Consider the following 25284-nt stretch of genomic DNA (forward strand, 5'->3'; position numbering starts at 1 on the left):
GGGATCTCGAAATCAAAAAGCGGCGCGGTGTCCCCGCTGAATGCCAACGATCGTTCCAGCACCTCGTCAATCCTGTAACGGCGCGGCAGGTGCAACAACTGTCGTGACCCGCGCCGCACGCAGCGCCTCGCCTTATGGCTGGCCTATTGGAGACGTTTCGGAAGGAGGTGCTCGACGCGATTGGCTCTTGGCAGGTCGACGGTGAAATACGGCCTTGATTGCTCGAACGCGAGTCGACCGATCCGAGTTATTCGGCACCTTGCCAACCATGACGCAAGAGTCCTGTTGACCCTGACCGTCACATTTCGACGTGAGCCTCTCGCAGATCAACTAGTCGTGGCCCAGAACGGAGTGGCTTCCGTTGGAAGAAGTACCGCCATCGTTGCCGGCATATATGAATTGACTTACGGGCAGCGGAGCGAAACGAAGCCTGCTTTGGGGGATTGGGACATCTGGAATGTGGGGGCGTGGCGGCAAAAACGAGAGTTTACAGCCATTAAGGGTTCGGCGAGCCAAAATGAGCGGGCGGCGGCATGGACCGGCGGCTCGAATATGCGCCGGATGGGCGATGGATCACGAGACGAAGCTTGATGCGTCCCCTTCACTTCGGGACGAGGGGCTGTCGGCCGACCGCCAGCGCCAACGCAGCGGCCATCTCGTCAGCCGGATACAGCTGCAGCATCGCGCGACCAAGAAAAAAACTGAAGAAAAGCGGCGCACCCGACTCGTTTGCGCCCGACAAGCTTCGGCGAGCAATCGACGTCATGCCGATGGCGGGCTATGCCCGCCATCGACGCTCCGACAATATGGGCGGCACGAAGAAGTTGAAGCTCAGACTCGCACTATCCGCCATGTACCGCTACCGGCATCACGATTGTAAAAATATGAAGCCGACACGTTGAACAGGAAACCCGAGCCAGGACTAGCTTGATTGCGAGTGTCCAGAAATCCGGTTCCGTTATTGAAATCATTTAAAATATGCAATTGATCCCCGGCGACAAGCCCAGGATTATCGTCAGCATTTGAATCGATTAAAATATGCCAGGCAGCCGACCCATTACCCGTCGCCACGCCGAAATCACCATTTGGAAAGAATGTGTTGCTGAACAACGCCAAACTTGCCTCGTTCTTCATAGCCAGAATGGCTACCCGATCGCAGCTTCTAATTATGTTCCCGTTATCCTTGGCGCCACCAAGTGAAAAAATCACCCATTGCGTCACAGTATCATGGCCATTTATGGATGGATACATTCCAACATCGTCCACAGCTCCCGCAATGGTTGACCCCGCCCCCACGCCGAGGTAGCTACCGCCCTGGTAGCCGTTAATGAAACGAACAACATCTCCATATCTAATATAATCTTCCATTTTCACCCTCCGGGTCGCGATGCATTGGTTCGCGCAGCTATGCCAGAATTTACCTCAAAAATCAACCAAATAAAATCTGCGCATATAAAGCCAAATTTTGGAGCCTGCGCCCTGCAAACATACCCTTCCCCACACATCACATCAATCACACCCGATTACACGACAGCAAAACAAACGACCCAACAACAGCAAGGAACAAACACACCACTCAACAAAATCATCCGCCATTCAACAAATGCGAATATCCCATGCAACTTGCACGAAGGTGACCAAGGCGCATCTTGCCGCACGCCCCCCTAAGTTCGCCCCATCGCCATCTCGCCATTAACAGCGCAGCTCAATATCGGCATCCATTATTCACAATATTCGCAACCACAACCAAATTACTGAACAATGCCCATCACAATATTTCCAGACCAAGTCAATTCAATCCCTTATCAACCAAGAAAAACGATAAATTAATTTAATTGGAATTGTTCAATGCCAAACAATAATCTCTGTTGCGCACCGCAGCACCGGAACGCCGCAACCGAATTGCCAAGCAACACAAAATTCCAGACAGCCATCGAAAACAGATAATTCAAGCCCGGAAGCCACACAACCGAAAACGAATCACCACAAGGCTTCAGACCCCATTTCTTCATAAAAACAAACACCACCTCGCCGAGCATCACCCGCATCAAAAACCACATCATCGATTCATTCAAAAAGGAAAGATCGTGAAAAAGATTGCACCGATGCTTTTTACTGCCATGATGCTTGCGTCCTCCTTTGCATCTGCGGAATCCATCTGTAAAGCCGGCAGGATCGACAAGCTCGAAACCGACCCGAACGGCAACCTTCTGGTCACCATTGTCGATAACACCTACGCGTTTAACCAGAAAGAATTTTTCTCGATCATCTATTCCGTCTTTAACAGCAACCGGAATTTCATCATCTACGGGAATGGATGCGTCAACGGCATGGTAGCTACCCGCTTCGCCGTTCGATAATCGCGAGTCACGGCTGACCAACAGAAACCACGATTAATTTTTGCTTTCATGTCGGCCGACCGGCATGCGCCGGCCGGCCCATTTTTCATTTTTCCGGCGCCACCGATTTACGGTACTCAGACTTCACTCCCATTTGCCCTGCCCCCGTTTTCAATCTCTCGCCGCCCCCATCACTCGACCGGCGGCGCTCCCACGTCGGCCAACGACCAGCCCACCACCGCCTCCCCCTGCGTACAGCAGATTGGGATCGAACACGCGTTGCACCCAGCGGAACGCGCGACCGTTCTCGTCGTATTGCGGCTCGAAACGATCACGCGAATGGGGCGTGAAATGGTTGTTGATGAAGAGGAGCTTGCCGGGCGACACCTCCCGCACCATGCGCTACAGGTTGGCGAGCGCCTGCTGGGCACGCGCGTTGACGGGCAACTTCATCTGCGACATCGTTCGCGATGGCTACGGCTTCAACGTCGTCGACGCGCTGCTCGACAGCGATCCCCGTGCGTGGAACTTCACGCAGGCAGGCGAACTCGCCAATGGCTCGGTAACCGTGACCTACGGGTCGCAAACGCTGCCGGACCGCGAGCGGAGAGCATTTCTCTACGTGCGCACAGCGCTTGCGTCCGACGCCATCGTGCCGCACGCCGCACCGGCCGTCGCCAGTTGAGCCTCGCGTGCTGCACAAGCGATGCATGCGCATGTCGACGACACGTCGCACGACGATCGAGCGGACGGCATTGCCATGCACTCGTGTGGGAAGATCGGGAAATCGGGAGCAACGCTCTATGGCAGCGATTCAGGCTCGCGCCGAGCATCGGCGAGCCACAAGCAGCCCGCAGGCGCCGATGCGAACGACCGGCCCTGGGTATCGAACGGCGCCGCCGTCGCAGCGAACCACGAGTCCGCACGACATGCGGCGACCTTGGCGCAATACGACAGACTCGCGTCCATCCCGCGCGCCCCCGGCGCGGCGCTTTGCGCGCCCGCACCGGCTATCCGCTTACTTCTTCTCCGGCTCCGAGCCAGGCGGCTTGAACGGGAACGAGCTGAACATCGACTTCGCCTGATTCTGCATCTGCTCCTGCATCTGGACGAACATGTTCTTCGATTGCTCGATGTAGCTCGTCATCATGCCCTGCATCATCGGCGCCTGCATGTTCATGAACTGCGACCAGATCTCCGGGTTCATCGCATTGTTCTCATACAGGTTCTTCGACTGGTCCGCGAGCTTGTTCTGGATGTCGATGAACGCCTGGATGTTCTTCTCCAGGTAGGTGCCCATCATCCCCTGCATCGCATGCCCGTAGAAGCGGATGATCTGCGACAGCATCGACGACGAGAACATCGGCACGCCGCCGCTTTCCTCTTCGAGGATGATCTGCAGCAGGATGCTGCGGGTCAGGTCTTCGCTCGATTTCGCGTCGACGACCTTGAAATCCTCCTGCTCCAGCACGAGCTGTTTCACGTCGGTAAGCGTGATGTACGTGCTTGTCTCGGTATCGTAGAGCCGGCGGTTCGGATATTTCTTGATGAGCCGTTCAGCCGTTTTCTTTGTAGTAGTCATGTAACGCCTTTAAGTGCCAGCGCAGCGCAGTGACGATCCCCCGCCGCCCGAAAGACGGGTGGCGGGGCCCCTTTGTAAACACCGATCCGCGCGGCCACCCGGTCCGCGCGGATCGGGGGCTCAGCCCATGTGCAGGCCGCCGTTCAGCGAGAAGTCAGCGCCCGTCGCGAAGCCCGAATCGTTCGACGCAAGCCATGCGACGATCGAGCCGATCTCCTCGGGTGCGCCGAGACGACGCACCGGAATCGTCGCGACGATCTTCTCGAGCACGTCCGGACGGATCGCCTTGACCATGTCGGTGCCGATATAGCCCGGCGACACGGTATTGACCGTCACGCCCTTCGTCGCGACTTCCTGCGCGAGCGCCATCGTGAAGCCGTGAATGCCCGCCTTCGCGGTCGAGTAGTTGGTCTGGCCGAACTGGCCCTTCTGGCCGTTCACCGACGAGATGTTGATGATCCGGCCCCAGCCGCGTTCGACCATCCCGTCGATCACCTGTTTCGTCACGTTGAACAGGCTCGTCAGGTTGGTGTCGATGACGGCAGTCCAGTCCTCGCGCGTCATCTTGCGGAACACGACGTCGCGCGTGATGCCCGCGTTGTTGACCAGCACGTCGATCTCGCCGACCTCGGCCTTGACCTTGTCGAACGCTTCCTTGGTCGAGTCCCAGTCGCCGACGTTGCCTTCCGATGCGATGAAGTCGAACCCGAGCGCCTTCTGGTCCTCGAGCCACTTCACGCGACGCGGCGAGTTCGGGCCGCAGCCCGCCACCACCTTGAAGCCGTCCTTCAACAGGCGCTGGCAGATGCTGGTGCCGATGCCGCCCATGCCGCCCGTTACGTAAGCAATTCGCTGAGACATAAATCTCACTCCATTTTTTTGGTTTCGAGAGCAGCCAGGGCCCCCTCTGACTTCACGCGGCGCCGGCCGGACCTGACGGCCGGCGCCGAGAACCGGACAACGGGATTACGGACGCTCGACCGCGAGCGCGACACCCATCCCGCCACCGATGCACAGCGACGCCAGCCCGCGCTTCGCGTCGCGCTTGACCATCTCGTGCAGCAGCGTCACCAGGATCCGGCAGCCCGACGCCCCGATCGGATGCCCGATCGCGATCGCCCCGCCGTTCACGTTCACCTTCGACGTGTCCCAGCCCATCTGCTTGTGCACCGCCAGCGCCTGCGCCGCGAACGCCTCGTTGATCTCCATCAGGTCCAGGTCGCCCGGCGTCCAGCCCGCGCGCTCCAGGCACCGCCGCGATGCCGGCACCGGACCCATCCCCATCACGCTCGGGTCCACGCCCGCGTTCGCGTACGCCTTGATCCGCGCCAGCGGCGTCAGACCCAGCGCCGCCGCCTTCTGCGCCGACATCACCAGCACCGCCGCCGCGCCGTCGTTGAGCCCCGACGCGTTCGCCGCCGTCACCGTGCCTTCCTTCGCGAACGCCGGCTTCAGCCCCGCCAGCGCGTCCGCCGTCACGCCATGACGCACGAACTCGTCGGTCGCGAACTGCAGCGGCTCGCCCTTCTTCTGCGGGATCGACACCGGCACGATCTCGTCGTCGAAGCGGCCCGCCTTCTGCGCCGCTTCCGCCTTGTTCTGCGACAGCGCCGCGAATGCGTCCTGCTCCTCGCGCGTGATCCCGTATTCCTTCGCGACGTTCTCCGCCGTGATCCCCATGTGGTACTGGTTGTACACGTCCCACAGCCCGTCCACGATCATCGTGTCGACCAGCTTCGCGTCGCCCATCCGGAACCCGTCGCGCGAGCCCGGCAGCACGTGCGGCGCCGCGCTCATGTTCTCCTGCCCGCCCGCGATCACGATCTCCGCTTCGCCGGCAATGATCGCGTTCGCCGCCAGCATCACCGCCTTCAGGCCCGACCCGCACACCTTGTTGATCGTCATCCCCGGCACCGCGCTCGGCAGCCCGGCCTTGATCAGCGACTGCCGCGCCGGGTTCTGGCCCGAGCCGGCCGCCAGCACCTGGCCCATGATCACTTCGCTCACCTGCTCCGGCTTCACGCCGGCGCGCTCCAGCACCGCCCGGATCACCGTCGCGCCCAGCTCCGGCGCCGCGATCTTCGCGAGCGTACCGCCGAATTTGCCGACCGCGGTCCGCGCGGCCGATACGATCACTACGTCCGACATTTCCATTTCCTCCGGGCCGGCGCGACACGGCGCATCGCTCCCCGCCCTGTTAAAAAAACTGCGGCGCATTGGACAGCGTGCGCCGCTGTCCGGTTTTCGTCAATCGCGCTGCAACACGTAGCGGCCAGGCGCCGGCTCGATCACCGGGAACTGTTGCGAACCGAGCTGCGCGTGCGGAGCCACCTTGCGGCCGCCGTACTGATCGAGCCATTCGATCCAGGCCGGCCACCAGCTGCCGGGTTGCTCGGTCGCGCCGGCGAACCAGTCGTCGGCCGATTCGGGCAGGCTGTCGTCGTTGACCCAGTAATTGCGCTTCTTTTTCGCGGGCGGATTGACCACGCCGGCGATGTGGCCCGACGCACCCAGCACGAACTTCAGCGGGCCCGTCAGGATCGACGTCGACGCGTAGGCCGTCTGCCACGGCACGATGTGATCCTCGCGCGAACCGTAGATGAACGTCGGCACGTCGATGCGCGACAGGTCGACCGCTTCGCCGCACACGGTCAGCGCGCCCGGCACGCGCAGCCGGTTCTCGAGATAGGTATTGCGCAGGTACCACGCGTACATCGGGCCGGGCAGGTTCGTCGAGTCGCCGTTCCAGTACAGCAGGTCGAACGGCGCCGGCGTACGGCCCTTCAGGTAGTTGTCGACGACGTAGTTCCACACGAGATCGTTCGGGCGCAGGAACGAGAACGTGTTTGCGAACTCGACGCCGCGCATCAGCCCGGGCGGCGTGCCGTTCTTGCCGCCGATCGTCTGTTCGCGCATCTGCACGTGCGCCTCGTCGACGAACACGTCGACGACGCCCGTATCGGAGAAGTCGAGCATCGCCGTGAGCAGCGTCATCGACGCGGCCGGGTGCTCGCCGCGCGCCGCGAGCACCGAGAGCGCGGTCGCCAGCATCGTACCGCCGACGCAGAAGCCGAGCGTGTTGATCTGCTCGCGGCCGCTGACCTGCTGCACCGCATCGATCGCGGCCAGCATGCCTTCGTTCATGTAGTCGTCCCAGGTCTTGTGGGCGACCGACGCGTCCGCGTTGCGCCACGACACGAGGAACACCTGGTGGCCGCACGACAGCGCGTGCGCGACGAGCGAATTCTCGGGCTGCAGATCGAGGATGTAGAACTTGTTGATGCACGGCGGCACGATGAGGAGCGGCCTTTCGAACACCGTCTCCGTCGTCGGCTTGTACTGGATCAGCTGGATCAGGTCGTTCTCGTAGACGACCGCGCCCGCGGTGCAGCCGAGGTTCCTGCCGACCACGAACTGCGATTCGTCGGTCTGCGAAATCTTGCCGCGCTGCAGGTCGCCGAGCAGGTTCATCATCCCCTGCCGCAGACTCTCGCCCTGGGTCTCGATGATCGACTTCTGCGCATCCGGATTGAGCGCGAGGAAGTTGCTCGGCGCGGCGGCGGCCGTCCACTGCTGGACCGTGAAGCGAATCCGCTCGCGCGTCTTCGGATCGGTCTCGAGCGCGTCGGCAAGCTCCTGCAGGTAGCGCGCGTTGAGCAGGTACCAGGCCGCGGCGAACGCGTGCGCGGGCGACGCCTTCCATGCGTCGCCGCTGAAGCGGCGATCCTTCAGTTCAGGCGCCTCGAGCTTCGCGGCGCTTGCCTGCTGCATCAGCGTCACGCAGTCGCGCGCATAGTCGGCCTGCAGCTTCTGCAGGCGCTCCGGGGCAATCGCGGCGACCGGCAGCTTCAGGCCCGCGAACGGCGACGCCGCGCCGCCCAAATCGGGCATCGACGGCACCTGGAACGGAAACGACTTGGGAAACTGGAACGTCGCGAACGGATTCGTCGCGGCCGACGCCGTTGCCGCGCGCGCCGGGTCCGCGAAGCCCCGCCACGCGCTCAACCACGCCTCGAACATCTGCTGCATCGGCTGGGCTGCCTGATCGAATGCCTGGCGGCCCGTGAAAGTGCCCGCCTGTGCGGACGTCGACGAGTTTTTCGATGCTGTCATTACCTGCCTTACCGGTGATTCCTGAGCGTCAATCGTAGAAATCCTGCTCGCGGCGCGGCGTGCCGGCCGGACGAGCCGGGCCGTCATGCACTGGAGAGGCGCCTCCAGATTCTGCCGCAGTGCGGTATTTTTATCATTATCGTTTTCCCCATGTGAAGCGCTGGATCAAAGCAGCGTCCCGTTAACTCCGTTAACCGTTAAACATCGAGATAATCCGCGTAAAACAGACGGGACAAGGCTTCCGACGAACCCGAGACATTTTGATTCGCTTGACTTCACATATTTTCTTTTGACTGCGGATGCCGCGGCGCAACGCCGCGCCAATATCGCGATAATTCCATTCCGCATCGCAGCAGGCTCGTGCGCACGCCGTGTCAGTCGGCCAGCCAGATCGCAGCCGCCATGCGGCCCGTCACGCGGTCGCGCCGGTACGAATAGAAGCGCGAATGCTCGGCGACCGTGCACGCGCCGCCGCCGCTCACGCGCGCGACGCCCGCCCGCGCCAGGCGCAAGCGCGCCAGCGCGTAGAGATCGGCAAGATACTTGCCGGGCGCGCCGTCGATCGCGACGAACGCGCGGCCGGTTTCATCATGCTCCGACTGCGGGGCCGTGTCGAGAAATGCGTCGCGCACGTCCGCGCCGACCTCGAACGCATCCGGGCCGATCGCCGGCCCGAGGAACGCGTGCAGGCCATCCGTCGCGCCGCCGGCAAGCGCCGCGACGCGCGCGGCGGTCTGTTCGACGATGCCGGCCGCGAGCCCGCGCCAGCCCGCGTGCGCCGCGCCGACCGCGCGCCCCTGCGCATCGCACAGCAGCACCGGCAGGCAATCGGCGACCATCACGACGCATACCGCATTCGCGCGATCGGTCACGCTCGCGTCGGCCTGCGCCGGCGCCGCGGATTCGGGATCGGCTGCGATCACCTCGTCGGCGCGCACGATCCGCGCGCCGTGAACCTGATCGAGCCATGCGGCGCGCGGCTGGCCCGCGAGCGCGAGCAGCCGTGCGCGGTTCTCGGCGACATGGGCCGGGGCGTCGCCGGTATGCAGGCCGAGATTCATCCCGCCCGGCAGCGCGACGCCGTCCTGCCAGCGCCCGTAAGGGCCTTCGCTGACACCGCCGTTGCGCGTCGTGACCAGCGCGCGTACGCGCGGCGACACCTGCCAGTCGGGCTGCACGCAGTCCTGCCACGTCAACGGCGCCAGGTTCGTCATCGCCACTCACTCCTCCTCGTCGTCCAGGTACGGCTCATCGTCGTGACAGTCGCCGCCGAAATCATCGTCGTAGACACCGTCGTCGTCGTCGAATTCCCCATCTTCCTGCCCGAACCCGAGCGCCGCGACGAGCGCGGTCATGTCGTCCGGCAGCGGGCAGCGCCATTGCATCGTCTTGCCGCTCACCGGATGCACGAGACCGAGCCGCCACGCGTGCAGCGCCTGCCGCGCGAAATCGTCCGGCAGCGGCGTCACCGAGCGCTTGCCGCGCGCGCGCCCGTACACGGGGTCGCCGAGCAGCGGATGCCCGGCGTGCGCGCAATGCACGCGGATCTGGTGCGTGCGCCCCGTCTCGAGATCGCACTGGATCGCGGAAACCGGCTGACGTTGCCACAGACATGTGTCAACCGTGCGGAAATGCGTGCGCGCCGGCTTGCCGGACGCGCCGGTCACGACCGCCATCCGGGTGCGCTCGCGCGGATCGCGGCCGATCGGCGCGTCGATCGTGCCTTCGTCGGGCATCGTGCCCCAGACGAGCGCGAAATAGCGGCGCTTCACGGTGCGGGCCTGCAGCTGGCGGACCAGGTCGGTCTGCGCGGCAAGCGTGCGCGCGACGACCATCAGGCCCGAGGTTTCCTTGTCGAGGCGGTGGACGATCCCCGCGCGCGGCAGGCCGGCCGCCGCGTCGCCGTAGCGGTGCAGCAGGCCGTTGAGGATCGTGCCGCTCCAGTTGCCGGCGGCGGGATGGACGACGAGGCCGGCCGGCTTGTTGATCACGACGAGCGCGTCGTCCTCGTAGAGGATGTCGAGCGGCACCGGCTCCGGCGTGAACGCGAGCTGCTCCGGCAGCAGGTCGGGCACGAGCTCGATCGTCGCGCCGAGCGGCACCGGCTGGCGGATCTTCGCGGGCGCGCCGTCGACGCGCACCCGCTGCGCGTCGATCCAGCTCTGCAGCCGGCTGCGCGAGAATTCGGGGAACAGTTGCGCGAGCGCCTTGTCGAGTCGTTCGCCGGCGAGCGACGGCGGGACTTCGACGACACGCGGCGTGTCGTCGGCCGTGGCGGACGGCGCGACGGACGACTGCAGCGCGTCGCCGACGAGGTCGTCATCGAGCGAATCGCCGGGAGCGGCGTCGGCGGGCCGATCGCTTGGGCTATAATCTTCGCGATTTGACTTGCCCTTCTGGGCATTCAGCGAATTAGAACGGGTCATTTAGACTGGGTCACCGAGACTTGAAGCTAGGACATGCGAGCATGATGAATTCGACCAAACGCGCGGCAATTACCGTCGCCGCCCGGGCAACGGCGGTTGCGGCCGCAGCCCTCATCGCGGGTTGCCACGGCTTGCCGCAGAAGCAGGACGAGACCGCGACCTGGTCGAACAACAAATTATACTCAGAGGCTCAGGATGCCCTGACCGGCGGCGACTGGGGCAAGTGCGCGAAGTACTTCGAAGCGCTGCAGGGCCGCGACCCGTTCGGCCATTTCGCGCAGCAGGCGCAGATCAACGTCGCGTACTGCAACTGGAAGGATAACGAACCGGCTGCCGCCGACCAGGCCGTCGACCGCTTCATCCAGCTCCACCCGGATCACCCGGACATCCCGTACGCGTACTACCTGAAGGGCATGATCCACTTCAACGACGATCTCGGTCTGTTCGGCCGCTTCTCCGGCCAGGACATGAGCGAGCGCGACCCGCAGGCGCTGCGCGAATCGTATGACGCATTCAAGGTCGTCGTCGACCGCTACCCGAAGAGCAAGTACGCGCCCGACGCGGCGGCCCGGATGCGCTACATCGTCAACGCGCTCGCGTCGCACGAAGTGCACGCCGCCGACTACTACTACCGTCGCGGCGCCTATGTCGCGGCGATCAACCGCGCGCAGCTCGCGATCAAGGAATACAAGGGCGCGCCGTCGATCGAGGACGCGCTGCACATCATGATCCTGTCGTACGACAAGCTGCAGCAGCCGCAGCTCGCCGAGGACACGAAGCGCGTGCTCGCGGGCACGTTCCCGGACAGCCCGTATGTGACGGGCAAAGCCCGCCCCGGCGCGAAGAAGTCGTGGTGGCAGTTCTGAGCCGCCGCGTCACATGAAGCGACAAAAAAACCCGGCCGATTGGCCGGGTTTTTCATTGGCGCCGCCGCACGGCTATGCCCGCTTCGCCGCGCGATGCTCGTCAAAGAACGCCTCGACGACTTCGATCTCACGGGTCCGCTTGAACGGCGGCAGGCTCTGCCAGATCCGCCGCCCATAAGGCTTGTCGACGAGGCGCGTGTCGCAGATCATCAGCACGCCGCGATCGGTTTCCGCGCGAATCAGCCGGCCCGCGCCCTGCTTCAGCGTAATCACTGCCTGCGGCAGCTGGTGCGCGGCGAACGGACTCAAGCCCTTCTTCGTGAGCGCGTCGAGCCGCGCGGCCAGCACCGGATCGTCGGGCGGCGCGAACGGGAGCTTGTCGATGACGACAAGCGACAGCGCGTCGCCGCGCACGTCCACGCCTTCCCAGAAGCTCTGGCTGCCGACGAGAATCGCGTTGCCGTACGCGCGGAACCGATCGAGCAGCTCGGTGCGGCTCGCATCGCCCTGCACGAGGAGCGGCGTGTTCCACCCGCGCGACTCGATCACGTCGCGCAGCTTCGCGGCGATCCGGTCGACCGCGCGCAGCGTCGTGCACAACATGAACACCCCGCCGCCCGATGCCTCGATGGCCGGCAGCGCGGCGTCGAACACCGCATCCGTGAAAGCGGGCGACGACGGCTGCGGCAGGTTGCGCGGCACGTACAGCAGCCCCTGCTCCTGGTAGTCGAACGGGCTCGCGAGCGTCATCGAGCGGCGCGAACTGAGCCCCATCTGCGCCGCGTAGTGCGTGAAATCGCCGCGCACCGACAGCGTCGCCGACGTGAACACCCATGCGCGCGGCACGCCCGCGCGCTGCTTCGCGAAGATCGGCGCGACGGACAACGGCGTCTCGTGCAGCTGGACCGTATGCGAGAACACCTCGACCCAGCGCACCTTCTCGCTGGCATCGCCGCCGTCGCCGGCCTTCGATTCCGCCGCCTCCGCGCTGGCGGCCGCCTGCGAGGCGCCGGGCGCGACCCAGCCGGCGAGCAGGTCCTGCAGCTCGCGCGCGCGCCGCAGGCATGCGCCGAGCGATTCCGCGCGTTCGGCCTGGCTCGCGAGCGCCGACGCAAGCGCGTCGAGCGCCGCCTCCAGCTCGTCGAGCGCGCCGAACAGCGGATGGTCGTCGCCGAGCTGCGCAAGCGACATGCGCACGATCGTGTCGTCCGCGAACGCAAGCCGCAGGTCCCGTGCCGCGCGCTCGAGCGCGCCGCCGAGCTTCACCCATTCGACTGCGTCGCGCGCATGGCTCAGGCCCTCCGCGACCGTATCGCGCGCCAGCTCGAGGATCTGCGTCGTCGACAGCGTTTCGCCGAAGAACAGCGTCGCCGTCTCCGGCAACTGGTGCGCTTCGTCGAAGATGATCGTGTTCGCGTTCGGCAGCAGCTCGGCCATCCCCGTGTCGCGCAGCATGATGTCGGCGAAGAACAGGTGATGGTTGACGACGACGATGTCGGCCTGCTGGGCCTCGCGCCGCGCCTGCATCACGAAGCAGTCCTTGTAGTGCGGGCACTCCTGGCCGAGGCAGTTGTCGCGCGTCGACGTGACCATCGACCATACGGGCGCGTTCTCCGGCACGCTCGCCAGTTCGGCCTTGTCGCCGCTTCTCGTGACTTTCGCGAAACGGACGATCTCCTGCAGGTACGCGGTGTCCTGCCGCGACGGCAGCCTGCCGTTGTCGGCGGTGCGCTGCAGGTAGTAGTGGCACAGATAGTTCGCGCGCCCCTTGAGCATCGCGACCGTGACCGGCACCGCGAGCGCGTCGCGCACGGTCGGGAGGTCGCGCAGGAACAGCTGGTCCTGCAGGTGCTTGGTGCCGGTCGACACGATGACCTTGCCGCCCCACAGCATCGCCGGCACGAGATACGCGTAGGTCTTGCCGGTGCCCGTGCCCGCCTCGACGATCAGCGTGTTGTCGCCCGCGTCGCTGTCGGCCTCCGCGGCTGCGGCGCCATCCGCGCCGGACTCGGCCGCGTTCTCCGCGTCGCCCTGCAGGCGCCGCGCCGGGCGCTTGCGAGTCTCGAAAATCTCGGGTTCGGGCATCCGGCGCGCGGACGCCTCCATCGCGGCCGCGACCGCACGCGCCATCTCGATCTGCGATGCACGGGGCCGGTAGCCGTCGAGCGCTCGCGCGAACAGCCCGCCGTTGCCGAAGATCGCGTCGAGCTCGTCGACGCGCTTGCGACTCAGCTCAAAGGTGGCTTCGGACGCACGTGCGCGCCCGGTGGACGAGGTGTCTCGCCGGGCATCGGGGGTGGCTTCAAGCGGTGAATTCAAGGCAAGCGTTCCTGTGTCCAGCGCCCGGGCGGCGCCGGCGCTTGCCAGGCCGCGCTCAGGCGCGCTTATCCGGTTCCAGCTGCGATTGCAGCATGATGATTTTGTCTTTGGCCGCCAGCTTCTCTTTCTTCAGCCGGTGCAGCGTTATGTCGTCGATGTCGGACCGCCCTTCCTTCTGCTCGATCTCCCGAGCAAGCTGGGCGTGGAGCTCCTGCAATGAAGCCAACCGGTTGTGCAATTCCTGCTGCTGTTCCGCATGACGGCTTTGCATATGCGCCTCCTCATCGAAGCAGCGCGCCGGCCTGCATGCCGGTGCGCTCGAGACTGCTTTCCGGATCAACCCAACACGTTACTGCCCCTGCATTTGCTGCTGTTGCTGCTTGGCCTTGTCGGCCGCTTCCTTCTGTCGCTGCCCCACGTCGGCCTTGTGCTGCGCGGCCTCCTTCTGCTTCTGCTCGTAGCGCGCCGCGTTGTCCGCCCGTTCCTGCGCCTTCTGGGCCGCCTGCTGGTGCGCGTCGTCGAGCTTGCGCTGGAAATCGGCCTGCTTCTGGTCGTAGGCCTGCTTGTTCGCCGCGCGCTGCGGGCCTTCCGCGCCACGCTGCGCCTGCTTCAGCGCATTCTGCTCTTGCTTGTCGCGGAACGCGGCCGCGTTCGCCGCTTCGTTCGCCGCCCGCTGCGGCGCCTCCGCCGCATTTTGCGCCTGTTTCAGCGCGATTTGCTGGTCGCGCTGCTGCGCCCGCACCGCACGCTGCTCGTCGTCGAGCGCGAGCTGCTCCTGCCGGATGCCCGCGCGCTCCTCGCGCATCTGATCGCGCGCCTTGCCAAGGCAGTAGTTGACGAAGAACTTGCTGTAGCAGTCATGTTCGGCCACCGCATAACGATAATCGTTTTTGGCCGTGCGTTGATCGAGCACTTTTTGACGCGCGTCGAAGTCGCGCGTGGTCGAGGCGGACGCGGCCGCGTCGGCGGCCGATGCGGCGACAGCGGACGCCTGCGCATGCGCACCGGCCGCCCCGAAGGACAAAGCCGCGGCAAGCGCTGCGCCGAGCGCGATGAGAGGAAAGCGGGAGGTTGGCAACGTCGTAGGAAAGCTGCGGGACATGTGCCAAATTCTATCACCCCGCGAATGGACGCTCTGCCATTTATGGCAAAATGCCCCGCTTCATTCACCCGCGGCGTCTGGTTCGGCGGGCTCGCCGCGAGCGGCCCGCCAGGCGGGCCTCACCGGCCCGCGCCGCGATTTCAGCAGGCAGATCATCCACGACATGACGGAAACCGTAGCACTCAAGATCGTACAGCGCATCGCCACCGAACTGACCGTCCAGCCGCGCCAGGTCGCGGCGGCAGTGCAACTCCTCGACGAAGGCGCCACCGTTCCGTTCATTGCCCGGTACCGCAAGGAAGTGACCGGCAACCTGGACGACACGCAGCTGCGCCAGCTCGAGGAACGCCTGCTGTACCTGCGCGAGCTCGAGGAGCGCCGCGCCACGATCCTCGCGAGCATCGACGAGCAAGGCAAGCTGACCGACGAACTGCGCACCGCGATCGATGCCGCCGACAGCAAGCAGGTGCTCGAAGACCTTTATCTGCCGTACAAGCCGAAGCGCCGCACGCGCGCGCAGATCGCCCGCGAAGCCGGCCTCGAGCCGCTCGCGCAGGCGCTGCTCGGCAACCCGCTGCTCGACCCGCAGGCCGAAGCGGCCGCCTACGTCGACGCCGACAAGGGCGTCGCCGACGTGAAGGCCGCGCTCGACGGCGCCCGCGACATTTTGTCCGAGCAGTTCGGCGAGACGGCCGAGCTGCTCGGCAAGCTGCGCGACTACCTGCACAACCAGGGCGTCGTGTCGTCGGCGGTCGTCGAAGGCAAGGAGAACGAAGAAGGCGAGAAATTCCGCGATTACTACGACTACGCGGAAACGATCAAGACCGTGCCGTCGCATCGCGCGCTCGCGCTGTTCCGCGGCCGCAACGCCGGCGTGCTGACAGTCAAGCTCGGCCTCGGCGAGGAACTCGACGCACTGGTGCCGCATCCCGGCGAGGCGATGATCGCGCGCCATTTCGGCATCGCGAACCAGAACCGGCCGGCCGACAAGTGGCTGTCCGACGTCTGCCGCTGGTGCTGGCGCGTGAAGGTGCAGCCGCACATCGAGAACGAATTGCTGACGCAGTTGCGCGAGGACGCCGAGCACGAGGCGATCCGCGTGTTCGCGCGCAACCTGAAGGACCTGCTGCTCGCGGCGCCGGCCGGCCCGAAGGCCGTGATCGGCCTCGACCCCGGCCTGCGCACCGGCGTGAAGGTCGCGGTCGTCGACCGCACCGGCAAGCTGCTCGCGACCGACACGATCTACCCGCACGAGCCGCGCCGCGACTGGGACGGCTCGCTCGCGAAGCTCGCGCGCATCGCCGCGCAGACCCAGGCGGAGCTCGTCAGCATCGGCAACGGCACCGCGTCGCGTGAAACCGACAAGCTCGCGAGCGAGCTGATCGCGAAGCACCCCGAACTGCGCCTGCAGAAGATCGTGGTATCGGAAGCCGGCGCGTCGGTGTACTCGGCATCCGAGCTCGCGGCGAAGGAATTCCCCGAGCTCGACGTGTCGCTGCGCGGCGCCGTGTCGATCGCGCGCCGCCTGCAGGATCCGCTCGCCGAACTCGTCAAGATCGAGCCGAAAGCGATCGGCGTCGGCCAGTATCAGCACGACGTGAACCAGCGCGAACTCGCGCGTTCGCTCGACGCCGTCGTCGAGGACTGCGTGAACGCGGTCGGCGTCGACGCGAACACCGCGTCGTCCGCACTGCTCGCGCGCGTGTCGGGCCTGAACGCGACGCTCGCACGCAACATCGTCGACTACCGCGACGCGAACGGCCCGTTCCCGTCCCGCGAGCACCTGCGCAAGGTGCCGCGCCTCGGCGACAAGACCTTCGAGCAGGCAGCCGGCTTCCTGCGCATCAACGGCGGCGAGAATCCGCTCGACCGCTCGTCGGTGCACCCGGAAGCGTATCCGGTCGTCGAACGGATCCTCGCGAAGATCAGCAAGCGCATCGACGACGTGCTCGGCAGCCGCGAAGCGCTCGCGGGCCTGTCGCCCGCCGAGTTCGTCGACGAGCGCTTCGGCCTGCCGACCGTGCGCGACATCCTGTCGGAACTGGAAAAGCCGGGCCGCGACCCGCGCCCGGAATTCAAGACCGCGACGTTCCGCGAAGGCGTCGAGAAGGTGTCGGACCTGGTGCCGGGCATGGTCCTCGAAGGCGTCGTGACGAACGTCGCCGCGTTCGGCGCGTTCGTCGACGTCGGCGTGCACCAGGACGGCCTCGTCCACGTGTCCGCGCTGTCGACGAAGTTCATCAAGGACCCGCACGAAGTCGTGAAGGCCGGCCAGGTGGTCAAGGTCAAGGTGCTCGACGTCGACGTCAAGCGCCAGCGCATCTCGCTGACGATGCGCCTCGACGACGATGCGACCCCGGGCACGGCGGCGCGCGGCGGCCAGGATCGCGGCGGCGCAAGCCGAGGCGGCCAGGCACGGCCGCCCCGCTCGCGCGAGCCGGAACCGTCCGGCGCGATGGCCGCGGCGTTCGCGAAGCTCAAGCGCTGAGCATCGCGCGCGCCAACAAAAAGCCCGCCTGACGGCGGGCTTTTTTTCGTTCCTGCGCAGCCAGGCGGGGCGCGCGCCCCGCAGCCGTCAGATCTCGATCTTCGTGCCGAGCTCGACCACGCGGTTCGCCGGAATCGCGAAGAAATCGGTCGGCTTCGCGGCGTTCTGGTGCATCCACGCGAACACGCGCTCGCGCCAGATCGACATGCCCGGCAGTTGCGTCGGCACGACCGTTTCGCGCGCGAGGAAGAACGACGTATCCATCAGCTCGAACGTCATGTCGTGGGTGCGGCCGAACTCTTCCAGCACCGCCTTCACGTCCGGCGTCTCGTTGAAGCCGTATTCCGCCGTCACGATATACAGCCCGCCACCCGCGTCGCGCGCGCTCAGACGCTTGTCGTCGCGCACGTACGGGATGTCGCGCGTGACGAACGTCAGGAAGATCGTCCGCTCGTGCAGCACCTTGTTGTGCTTCAGGTTGTGCAGCAGGCTGACGGGCACGAGCTTGTCGTTGCCGGTCAGGTAGATCGCCGTGCCCGACACGCGGTGCGGCGGATGCGCAAGCAGCCCTTGCAGGAACGGCTCGAGCGGGATGCCGTCGGCCGCCGTGCGCTCCTTCACGATGTGCCGCCCCTTGTACCAGGTCATCAGCAGGAAGAACAGCAGCGCGCCGATCCCGAGCGGCAGCCAGCCGCCCTGCGCGACCTTCAGCAGGTTCGCGCCGAAGAAGCCGAGGTCGACCGCGAGGAAGACCGCGATGATCGCGCCGACCAGCAGCCGGTTCCAGTTCCACACCTTCACCATCACGACTGCGGCGAGCACGGTCGTGATCACCATCGTCGCCGTCACCGCGATACCGTACGCGGCGGCAAGGTTGTCCGAGCTCTTGAAGCCGATCACGATGCAGAGGATCACGAACAGCAGCAGCCAGTTCACGACCGGCACGTAGATCTGGCCGATCGCCAGTTCGGACGTGTGCAGCACCTTCATGCGCGGCACGTAGCCGAGCTGGATCGCCTGCGAGGTCAGCGAATACGCGCCCGAGATCACCGCCTGCGACGCGATCACGGTCGCGACCGTCGACAGCACGACGAGCGGCAGCAGCGCCCAGTCGGGCGCGAGCAGGAAGAACGGGTTCTCGATCGCCTTCGGGTTCTGGATCAGCAGCGCGCCCTGCCCGAAGTAGTTGAGCACGAGCGACGGCATCACGAGCCCGTACGCGGCGATCCGAATCGGCCTCGCGCCGAAATGGCCCATGTCCGCGTAGAGCGCTTCGGCGCCCGTCAGCACCAGCACGACCGAGCCGAGCACGACGTAGGCCTGCAGCACGTGGTCCGACATGAACGACACCGCGTAGTACGGGTTGATCGCCGCGATGATGCCCGGCACGCGCACGATGTGATACACGCCCAGCGCTGCGATCGCGATGAACCACAGCACCATGATCGGGCCGAACAGCTTGCCGACCGTCGCGGTGCCGTGGCGCTGGATCCAGAACAGCGCGATCAGGATCACGATCGTGATCGGCAGCACGAGATGGGACAAGTGCGGGGTCGCGATCTCGAGACCTTCGACCGCCGACATCACCGAGATCGCCGGCGTGATCACCGCGTCGCCGTAGAACATGCACGCGCCGAAGATTCCGAGCGCCATCAGCGCGCCCGTTACGCGGCTCTTCGAATTGAGCGGCCGCAGCGACAGCGCCATCAGCGCCAGCACGCCGCCCTCGCCGTTGTTGTCGGCGCGCATCACGAACAGCAGGTATTTGATGCCGACCACGAGAATGATTGCCCAGAACAGCAGCGAGATCACGCCGAGGATCGAGCCTTCCGTGAGCGGAATGCCGTGTGCGGGGCTGAACGCCTCCTTGAGCGAATACAGCGGACTCGTGCCGATGTCGCCGAACACCACGCCGATCGCGGCGATCGCGAGCGCCTGCAGCGAATGTTGTTGCGTCGTCGAATGCGGCGCGTGGATCGCGTCGGTCGCGTGAGTCGTATCGTTCATATGCAGCGAAATAATCGGGTCCGGAGTCGAACAAAACGAGCGCTATTCTACTCGCGCGGGAATCGAATGCCGTCCTGTCCTGTTGCCGCGAAGCCACGAGGCCCACTCTGCCGATGCAACGCGGCGCGAGCTGTGGCAGGGAGGCCATCATAGCCGTGACGTCGGCGGTTGCCTACCCGGGTCGTGACGCACCAATGAAAACGGCGCCGCAAGCGGCGCCGTCAGCAAGGTCCGGCGATCGGCCGGCAGGCGCTTACGCGCGTGCGGCGTCGCGCTGCGCGTCGCCGCGCTTGATCCAGGCCTCGAGATTGTGCGGACGAACCGTATCCCATTCCTCGAACGGCTGATGGATCCACGGATTCGTCGGCAGGAACTGCGTGTGGTAGTCGGGCTTCACCTTCGAGCAGCCCTTGTACCAGAGCACCGCCGAGCGCACCGCCGTGACGGCCGGATAGCGCTCCTTAAGGTGCTCCTGCACGCGCGCGAGCGTGACGCCGGAGTCGACGAGGTCGTCGACCAGCAGCACGTTGCCGGCGAGATTGCCGCGCGTCATCGTGATGTACTGCGCGATATCGAGGTCACCCTGCTCGCGTCCGGCCGCTTCGCGGTACGAGCTGGTCGCGAGGATCGCGAGCGGCACGTCGTAGATGCGCGACAGCTGGTCGCCGACGCGCAGGCCGCCGCGCGCGAGGCACAGGATCTGGTCGAACTTCCAGCCGGACTCATGCACCTGGAGCGCGAGCATCTCGATCAGGCGGTGGTATTCGTCCCAGCCTACCCACAGGTTCTTGTCGTCGTTGCGCGGATCGGTCATCACAAGCGCCATCGTGTTCTGCTGCGTCATCGTGCGTTACACCTTGAACGGATGACGGAGCAGGATCGTCTCGTCGCGATCCGGGCCGGTCGACACCATGTCGATCGGCACGCCGGCCACTTCCTGGACGCGGGTCAGGTACGCACGGGCGTTTTCCGGCAGCGCATCCCACGAGTTGATGCCGACGGTGCTTTCCTTCCAGCCGACGAACGTCTCGTACACGGGCTCGCAGCGCGCGACATCGGCCGCGCCGCGCGGCAGGATGTCCGCATCCTTGCCGTCGATCTTGTAGCCGACGCACAGCTTGACCTCGTCGAGGCCGTCGAGCACGTCGAGCTTCGTCATGCACAGGCCCGACACGCCGTTGATCTGGATAGAGCGGCGCAGCGCGGCCGCGTCGAGCCAACCGGTGCGGCGCGGGCGACCCGTGACCGAACCGAATTCCTTGCCGACGTTCGCGAGCGTGACGCCGACCTGATCCTGACGCTTCGGGTTGTCGGCGTCGTACAGCTCGCTCGGGAACGGGCCCGAGCCGACGCGCGTGCAATACGCCTTCGTGATGCCGAGGATGTAGTTGAGCTTCTGCGGACCGACGCCCGCGCCCGCCGCCGCCGCACCGGCAACGCAGTTGCTCGACGTGACGAACGGATAGGTGCCGTGGTCGATGTCGAGCAGCGTGCCTTGCGCGCCTTCGAACAGCAGGTTCTGGCCCTCGTTGTTCGCGTCGTACAGGCGGCGCGACACGTCGGCCACCATCGGCTTCAGGCGGTCCGCATAGCCGAGCATCGTGTCGAGCGTGGCCTGGAAGTCGACTGCCGCGCCGCCGAGGTACTGGGTCAGCACGAAGTTGTGGAAGTCGAGGTTTTCGCGCAGGCGGTCGGCGAAGGTCTTCGCGTCGAACAGGTCCTGCACGCGCAGCGCGCGGCGGCCGACCTTGTCCTCGTACGCCGGGCCGATGCCGCGGCCGGTCGTGCCGATCTTGCCCGCGCCCTTGCGCGCTTCGCGCGCCTGGTCGATCGCGATGTGATACGGCAGGATCAGCGTGGTCGCTTCGGAAATGAACAGTCGGTCGCGGACGTTCAGGCCAGCCTCTTCGAGCTCGCCGATTTCCTTGAACAGTGCCTCGGGGGACAGGACGACGCCGTTGCCGATGTAGCAGGCGACGCCTTCACGCATGATGCCCGACGGAATGAGGCGCAAGATGGTCTTCTTGCCGCCGATGATGAGGGTGTGGCCGGCGTTGTGGCCGCCCTGGAAACGCACGACGCCCTGAGCGTGGTCCGTCAGCCAGTCGACGATCTTGCCCTTGCCTTCATCACCCCATTGAGTCCCCACGACGACGACGTTGCGCCCGGGAGTCACATTCACTGCGCTGGCAGACATGTTGATTCGTTAGCTGGTTAAAAACGTATTCTACCTATGTTCGCGGGCGATTCCGAATTTTTCCGTTTCGCTTCAACGATATGGCACGCCAAAACGCGGCCCGCGAACGCCTTTTTAGCGGGGCTCGACCACCCACGCGCCGTTGCGCTCGACGAGCGAGCGGTCGCAGGCGAACTCGTCGAGCACATGATCGTGCCCCGGCAGCGCCTGGATCACGACCTCGCCTGCATCGCGCAGCGCCGCGACGGCCGCGCGCAGCGCGTCGTCCTGCGCCCACGGCGCGAGAATCGCGGTGCCGCGCGCCTCGACCGGCGAAATCCGCGCGAGCTCACGCAGGTCGAGCGAGAAGCCCGTCGCCGGGCGGGCACGGCCGTACGCCTGGCCGACGTGATCGTAGCGGCCGCCGCGCGCGATCGCGTTCGGCACGCCATCGATGTAGGCCGTCAGCATCGCGCCGCTGTGGTACGCGTAGCCGCGCAGGTCGGCGAGATCGATCGCGACTTCGACGCCCTTCGCCTGCGCCGCGAGCTGCGCGAGATCGTCGAGTGCCCGCGTGATCTCCGGCAGCGCGGGCAGCCGCGCGCGCGCCTCGTCGAGCACGCTCGCATCGCCGTACAGATGCGGCAGCGCGCGCAGCGCGGCGCGCGTGTCGGCGCCAAGATCATCGGTCAGCTCGTTCAGCAGCGGCACGTCCTTGCCCGACAGCGCGTCGTACAACGCCTCGCCGCGTTCGGCCGCCTGCGCGTCGCGCGCGAGCAGCGCCGCGAGCACGCCCGCGTGGCACAGGTCGAGCCGGATGCGCGACAGGCCCGCGAGATGCAGCGCGTCGAGCATCAGCTGCTGGATCTCGAGATCGGCTTCCAGCCCGGCGTGACCGTAGATTTCGGCGCCGATCTGGATCTGCTCGCGGGTGGCGTGCAGACCGCGCGGACGCGTGTGCATCACGTGGCCCGCATAGCAAAGGCGCGTCACGCCCTGACGGTTCAGCAGGTGCGCGTCGATGCGCGCGACCTGCGGCGTAATGTCCGCGCGCAGGCCGAGCGTGCGCCCCGACAGCTGGTCGACCAGCTTGAAGGTGCGCAGGCGCAGATCGTTGCCGCCGCTCGTCAGCAGCGACTCGAGATATTCGAGCAGCGGCGGCATCACCATTTCGTAGCCGTACGAACGGAAGCGGTCGAGCAGCCTGCGGCGCAGCTCCTCGATCTTGCGCGCTTCCGACGGCAGCACGTCGGCGATATTCTCGGGAAGTAACCAGGTCGACATCGGTACGGTCCTACGACGGGAAACGCGACGCGCGACACGCGCACCGCGGTGTGAATCGGAATCGGGTTCAGGCAGACGGCGGGTGCGCCGTCCGGGTCAGGTGGCGAGCAGCAGCAGTGCGAGCCCGAGCGCCATCACGATCAGCCCGCCGATCCGGATATGATGCGGCGGCCGCTCCGCTATTCTACGAAACGTGTCCCGCCATGCGGACGGAAACACGAAGGGAAATGCGCCCTCGATAATCAGCATCAGCGCAACTGCGAGCAACAACGAGCCAGCCAGATCCATGCGAGCGACGGCGCCGCATGACGCGGCGCCCCAAGGTCAGTGTTTGCGGGGAGCGGGCGCCGCCGGTGCGGCGCCGCCCGTCGGGCTGCGCATGAAGCGGAAGAACTCGCTGTCGGGGTCGACGACGATGATGTCGTTGCGCTTGAACGTATTGCGATACGCCTGCAGGCTCGCATAGAACTGGTAGAACTGCGGATCGCGGCCAAACGCGTCGGCGGCGATCGTCGCGGCCTTCGCGTCGCCCTCGCCCTTGATCGTCTGCGCCGACTTGTATGCATTCGCCAGCACCGCCTGCTGCTCGCGCTCGGCGTCGGCCTTGATCTGCTCGACGTCCGCCGCGCCTTCGGCACGCACCTGCGCAGCCTGCTCGCGCAGCGCGGCGATCATCCGCTGGTACGCAGCGTCGGTCTGCGCGGCCGGCAGGTCGACACGCGTGAGCTGCACGTCGACCACGTCCACGCCGAACCCGGACGCCGTCGCCAGCACCGCGCCACGGGCGGCGTCGGCGATCGCGCGCTGGCCGCCGATCACGTCGTCGCGCTCGCGCTTGCCGATCGCGTCGCCGAGCGCGCCCTTCAGCGCGACGCCCAGGCGGTCGGCGGCCGCGGTCGGCTCGCCGCCCGTCGCGGTGAAATACTTCATCGGATCGGCAATCCGATACTTGACCATGTAGCCGACGAGCAGGTCATGCTTGTCCGCAGTCGAGAACTGCAGCGGATCCGCCGATTCGAGCGACTGCAGACGGGTATCGATCAGCGTCGCCGTCTGCAACGGCGGCGGCAGCTTGAAATGCACGCCGGGGCCGGCCAGCGTAGGGTCAGCGCCCGAACGGCCCGACAACACGGCCGCATGGCGCGGGTCGACGGTCAGGACGGTCGACGACGCAGCGAAGGCAACGATCACGATTGCAACGACGAGCGCAATGATTCGATTCATGACACGCGCTCCCGTTACTTCAGATCGTCTTCGCGCGACCGGCTGCGAAAGGCTTCGCGCGATCGCAGCACGTCGCTGCCGGATACCGGTGCGGCAGCCGAACTGGCAGGCACGCTTGCCGACGGCGTCGATGCCGCGGCCGGCGCCGGGACTTCAGCCGCCGATGCGCCGGCGGGCGCAGCGACGCCCGCCGCACTCTGCCGGCCCTGCTCGACCAGCTTGTCGAGCGGGAGATACAGCACGTTGTTGCCGCCCTTGTTGCCGACGAAGATCTTCGTCGAATTCGAATAGATTTCCTGCATGGTCTCCAGGTACATCCGTTCGCGGATCACGGCCGGCGCCTTCGAATACTGCGCGTAGACCTGCTTGAAGCGCTCCGCGTCGCCTTCGGCCTGCGCGACGACGCGATCCGCATACACCTTCGCCTCGTCGATCAGTTTCGCGGCATCGCCCTGCGCCTTCGGCAGCAGGTCGCTCGCGTAGGCCTGCGCGGCGCGCTTCGCGGCCTCGCGCTCGTCGCGCGCCTTCGCCACTTCGCCATAGGCAGCCTGCGTCTGCTCGGGCGCCGCGACGCTTTGCATCGTCACGGACGTGACTTCGAGCCCCGTGTGATAGCGGTCGAGATCGTGCTGGATCGCTTCGCTCACCTGCTGGCGCAACGCATCGCGATCCTGATTGAGGATGTCCGCCGCGCTGCGCGTGCCGACGATCGCGCGCACTGCAGCCTGCGCGGCCTGCGTGACGCTGCGCTCCGGATCGACGCTGCGGAACAGGTAATCGGTCGCCGAACGGATCCGGTATTGCACCGCGAAGCGCACGTCGACGATGTCGGCGTCGCGCGTCAGCATCGCGGATTCCTTCACGTTCGCGAGACGCACGACGTTGTTGCGGCCGACCTCGACCGAGCGGCTCTGCGACGTGTCGACGATCTCGTGCGATGCGAACGGATACGGCGCGCGCCAGTGCACGCCCGGCTCGACGGTGCCGGTGAGCCGGCCCATCTGCAGCACGACGCCCGTCTGGCCTTCCGGCACGACGAACAGGCCGCTGCCGGCATAGACCGCGACCAGCACGCCGATCACGATGCCGACGCCGACTCGCGCGGCCCGGCCGTTATCCGGACGGAACCCGTTGCCACCCTTGCCGCCGAACAGGCCGCTCAGGCGCCGGTTGAAGTTGCGCCACATTTCGTCGAGATCGGGCGGGCCTTCACCGTCACCGCCTGGCGGGCGCTTCGATTCGTTCGCGCGGGGCTGCGTCCCGCCATTGCCTTCGCCACGTCCCCAGCGGGGATCGTTGATCGACAGCAAGGCGTGCTTCCGCCGCCCGTTACTCCGCTCGTTGTATTCGTTCACCAG

22 protein-coding genes are annotated in these 25284 nt (G+C 65.8%); 3 read left to right on the plus strand and 19 right to left on the minus strand.

The genetic code is table 11. The features are described from left to right. Positions 1-601: 601 nt before the first annotated feature. From ACFIMZ_RS10770 to ACFIMZ_RS10780, 3 genes are all read right to left on the minus strand, one after another. Positions 602-766 carry a hypothetical protein gene (locus tag ACFIMZ_RS10770; RefSeq protein ID WP_431819511.1) on the minus strand — a complete coding sequence of 55 codons (165 nt, stop codon included), beginning with the start codon at positions 764-766 and terminating at the stop codon, positions 602-604. A gap of 65 nt (positions 767-831) precedes the next feature. After that, on the minus strand, positions 832-1368 hold the full coding sequence (locus ACFIMZ_RS10775; protein WP_431819512.1) for a hypothetical protein: 537 nt from the start codon (positions 1366-1368) through the stop codon (positions 832-834). A 458-nt stretch (positions 1369-1826) separates the two neighbouring features. After that, entirely contained in the window at positions 1827-2381 is a 555-nt protein-coding gene (locus ACFIMZ_RS10780; protein WP_431819513.1) for a hypothetical protein, read from the minus strand. Between the two features lie 304 nt (positions 2382-2685). On the opposite strand from ACFIMZ_RS10780, the gene ACFIMZ_RS10785 reads away from it, so the two are divergent. Then, positions 2686-3024, plus strand: coding sequence for a hypothetical protein (locus ACFIMZ_RS10785; RefSeq protein ID WP_431819514.1), 339 nt, complete (start codon positions 2686-2688; stop codon positions 3022-3024). Positions 3025-3357: 333 nt separating this feature from the next. On the opposite strand, the gene phaR is transcribed toward ACFIMZ_RS10785, so the two are convergent. From phaR to ACFIMZ_RS10815, 6 genes are all read right to left on the minus strand, one after another. Continuing rightward, the gene (gene phaR, locus ACFIMZ_RS10790; protein ID WP_084903325.1) at positions 3358-3921 is read right to left on the minus strand and encodes a polyhydroxyalkanoate synthesis repressor PhaR; all 564 of its coding nucleotides are present in this window, start codon (positions 3919-3921) and stop codon (positions 3358-3360) included. 120 nt (positions 3922-4041) lie between these two features. After that, the gene (locus tag ACFIMZ_RS10795) at positions 4042-4782 is read right to left on the minus strand and encodes a 3-ketoacyl-ACP reductase (protein ID WP_010092274.1); all 741 of its coding nucleotides are present in this window, start codon (positions 4780-4782) and stop codon (positions 4042-4044) included. A gap of 105 nt (positions 4783-4887) precedes the next feature. After that, positions 4888-6069, minus strand: a complete 1182-nt coding sequence (locus tag ACFIMZ_RS10800; RefSeq protein WP_431819515.1) for an acetyl-CoA C-acetyltransferase — start codon at positions 6067-6069, stop codon at positions 4888-4890. Between the two features lie 99 nt (positions 6070-6168). Beyond that, positions 6169-8034 carry a class I poly(R)-hydroxyalkanoic acid synthase gene (gene phaC / locus ACFIMZ_RS10805; RefSeq protein ID WP_431819516.1) on the minus strand — a complete coding sequence of 622 codons (1866 nt, stop codon included), beginning with the start codon at positions 8032-8034 and terminating at the stop codon, positions 6169-6171. A gap of 374 nt (positions 8035-8408) precedes the next feature. After that, the gene (gene pgeF, locus ACFIMZ_RS10810) at positions 8409-9248 is read right to left on the minus strand and encodes a peptidoglycan editing factor PgeF (protein WP_431819517.1); all 840 of its coding nucleotides are present in this window, start codon (positions 9246-9248) and stop codon (positions 8409-8411) included. Positions 9249-9254: 6 nt separating this feature from the next. Beyond that, a complete protein-coding gene (locus tag ACFIMZ_RS10815) occupies positions 9255-10460 on the minus strand; it encodes an RluA family pseudouridine synthase (RefSeq protein WP_431819518.1) in 1206 nt (401 codons plus the stop codon). A gap of 41 nt (positions 10461-10501) precedes the next feature. On the opposite strand from ACFIMZ_RS10815, the gene ACFIMZ_RS10820 reads away from it, so the two are divergent. Beyond that, positions 10502-11326: an outer membrane protein assembly factor BamD gene (locus tag ACFIMZ_RS10820; protein WP_431819519.1), complete on the plus strand. Its 825-nt coding sequence runs from the start codon at positions 10502-10504 to the stop codon at positions 11324-11326. A 72-nt stretch (positions 11327-11398) separates the two neighbouring features. On the opposite strand, the gene ACFIMZ_RS10825 is transcribed toward ACFIMZ_RS10820, so the two are convergent. The 3 genes from ACFIMZ_RS10825 to ACFIMZ_RS10835 form a co-directional block, all read right to left on the minus strand. Beyond that, positions 11399-13645, minus strand: a complete 2247-nt coding sequence (locus ACFIMZ_RS10825; RefSeq protein ID WP_431819520.1) for an ATP-dependent DNA helicase — start codon at positions 13643-13645, stop codon at positions 11399-11401. Between the two features lie 55 nt (positions 13646-13700). Next, positions 13701-13916: a YdcH family protein gene (locus ACFIMZ_RS10830; RefSeq protein ID WP_010092269.1), complete on the minus strand. Its 216-nt coding sequence runs from the start codon at positions 13914-13916 to the stop codon at positions 13701-13703. A 78-nt stretch (positions 13917-13994) separates the two neighbouring features. Beyond that, positions 13995-14747: a hypothetical protein gene (locus ACFIMZ_RS10835; RefSeq protein ID WP_431819521.1), complete on the minus strand. Its 753-nt coding sequence runs from the start codon at positions 14745-14747 to the stop codon at positions 13995-13997. A gap of 163 nt (positions 14748-14910) precedes the next feature. Between ACFIMZ_RS10835 and ACFIMZ_RS10840 the strand changes: the two genes are divergently transcribed. Then, positions 14911-17235 (plus strand): Tex family protein, encoded by a 2325-nt coding sequence (locus ACFIMZ_RS10840; RefSeq protein WP_431819522.1) that lies wholly within the window; start codon positions 14911-14913, stop codon positions 17233-17235. 87 nt (positions 17236-17322) lie between these two features. Here the strand turns inward: ACFIMZ_RS10840 and ACFIMZ_RS10845 are convergent, their stop codons facing one another. From ACFIMZ_RS10845 to hflK, 7 genes are all read right to left on the minus strand, one after another. Further along, on the minus strand, positions 17323-19242 hold the full coding sequence (locus tag ACFIMZ_RS10845; RefSeq protein WP_431819523.1) for a potassium transporter Kup: 1920 nt from the start codon (positions 19240-19242) through the stop codon (positions 17323-17325). A 253-nt stretch (positions 19243-19495) separates the two neighbouring features. Then, entirely contained in the window at positions 19496-20086 is a 591-nt protein-coding gene (locus ACFIMZ_RS10850) for a phosphoribosyltransferase (RefSeq protein WP_431819524.1), read from the minus strand. A gap of 6 nt (positions 20087-20092) precedes the next feature. Next, complete coding sequence (locus tag ACFIMZ_RS10855) at positions 20093-21439, minus strand: adenylosuccinate synthase (RefSeq protein ID WP_431819525.1); 1347 nt, start codon at positions 21437-21439, stop codon at positions 20093-20095. Between the two features lie 114 nt (positions 21440-21553). Next, positions 21554-22702 carry an ATP phosphoribosyltransferase regulatory subunit gene (locus ACFIMZ_RS10860; protein ID WP_059618057.1) on the minus strand — a complete coding sequence of 383 codons (1149 nt, stop codon included), beginning with the start codon at positions 22700-22702 and terminating at the stop codon, positions 21554-21556. Between the two features lie 96 nt (positions 22703-22798). Continuing rightward, positions 22799-22990 (minus strand): DUF2065 domain-containing protein, encoded by a 192-nt coding sequence (locus ACFIMZ_RS10865; RefSeq protein WP_010092260.1) that lies wholly within the window; start codon positions 22988-22990, stop codon positions 22799-22801. Between the two features lie 36 nt (positions 22991-23026). Then, positions 23027-23926 (minus strand): protease modulator HflC, encoded by a 900-nt coding sequence (gene hflC, locus ACFIMZ_RS10870; protein WP_431819526.1) that lies wholly within the window; start codon positions 23924-23926, stop codon positions 23027-23029. Positions 23927-23940: 14 nt separating this feature from the next. Then, the gene (gene hflK, locus ACFIMZ_RS10875; RefSeq protein ID WP_431819527.1) at positions 23941-25281 is read right to left on the minus strand and encodes an FtsH protease activity modulator HflK; all 1341 of its coding nucleotides are present in this window, start codon (positions 25279-25281) and stop codon (positions 23941-23943) included. Between the last annotated feature and the right edge of the window lie 3 nt (positions 25282-25284).

This window comes from Burkholderia sp. F1, assembly GCF_050813845.1.
GTDB classification, from domain to species: domain Bacteria; phylum Pseudomonadota; class Gammaproteobacteria; order Burkholderiales; family Burkholderiaceae; genus Burkholderia; species Burkholderia ubonensis.

Coding starts and splice junctions, on each gene's coding strand:
- ACFIMZ_RS10770 (WP_431819511.1), bottom strand. CDS start 766: ATGACGTCGATTGCTCGCCGAAGCTTGTCGGGCGCAAACGAGTCGGGT.
- ACFIMZ_RS10775 (WP_431819512.1), bottom strand. CDS start 1,368: ATGGAAGATTATATTAGATATGGAGATGTTGTTCGTTTCATTAACGGC.
- phaR (WP_084903325.1), bottom strand. CDS start 3,921: ATGACTACTACAAAGAAAACGGCTGAACGGCTCATCAAGAAATATCCG.
- ACFIMZ_RS10795 (WP_010092274.1), bottom strand. CDS start 4,782: ATGTCTCAGCGAATTGCTTACGTAACGGGCGGCATGGGCGGCATCGGC.
- ACFIMZ_RS10800 (WP_431819515.1), bottom strand. CDS start 6,069: ATGTCGGACGTAGTGATCGTATCGGCCGCGCGGACCGCGGTCGGCAAA.
- phaC (WP_431819516.1), bottom strand. CDS start 8,034: ATGACAGCATCGAAAAACTCGTCGACGTCCGCACAGGCGGGCACTTTC.
- pgeF (WP_431819517.1), bottom strand. CDS start 9,248: ATGACGAACCTGGCGCCGTTGACGTGGCAGGACTGCGTGCAGCCCGAC.
- ACFIMZ_RS10815 (WP_431819518.1), bottom strand. CDS start 10,460: ATGACCCGTTCTAATTCGCTGAATGCCCAGAAGGGCAAGTCAAATCGC.
- ACFIMZ_RS10820 (WP_431819519.1), top strand. CDS start 10,502: ATGATGAATTCGACCAAACGCGCGGCAATTACCGTCGCCGCCCGGGCA.
- ACFIMZ_RS10830 (WP_010092269.1), bottom strand. CDS start 13,916: ATGCAAAGCCGTCATGCGGAACAGCAGCAGGAATTGCACAACCGGTTG.
- ACFIMZ_RS10835 (WP_431819521.1), bottom strand. CDS start 14,747: ATGTCCCGCAGCTTTCCTACGACGTTGCCAACCTCCCGCTTTCCTCTC.
- ACFIMZ_RS10840 (WP_431819522.1), top strand. CDS start 14,911: ATGACGGAAACCGTAGCACTCAAGATCGTACAGCGCATCGCCACCGAA.
- ACFIMZ_RS10845 (WP_431819523.1), bottom strand. CDS start 19,242: ATGAACGATACGACTCACGCGACCGACGCGATCCACGCGCCGCATTCG.
- ACFIMZ_RS10850 (WP_431819524.1), bottom strand. CDS start 20,086: ATGACGCAGCAGAACACGATGGCGCTTGTGATGACCGATCCGCGCAAC.
- ACFIMZ_RS10855 (WP_431819525.1), bottom strand. CDS start 21,439: ATGTCTGCCAGCGCAGTGAATGTGACTCCCGGGCGCAACGTCGTCGTC.
- ACFIMZ_RS10860 (WP_059618057.1), bottom strand. CDS start 22,702: ATGTCGACCTGGTTACTTCCCGAGAATATCGCCGACGTGCTGCCGTCG.
- ACFIMZ_RS10865 (WP_010092260.1), bottom strand. CDS start 22,990: ATGGATCTGGCTGGCTCGTTGTTGCTCGCAGTTGCGCTGATGCTGATT.
- hflC (WP_431819526.1), bottom strand. CDS start 23,926: ATGAATCGAATCATTGCGCTCGTCGTTGCAATCGTGATCGTTGCCTTC.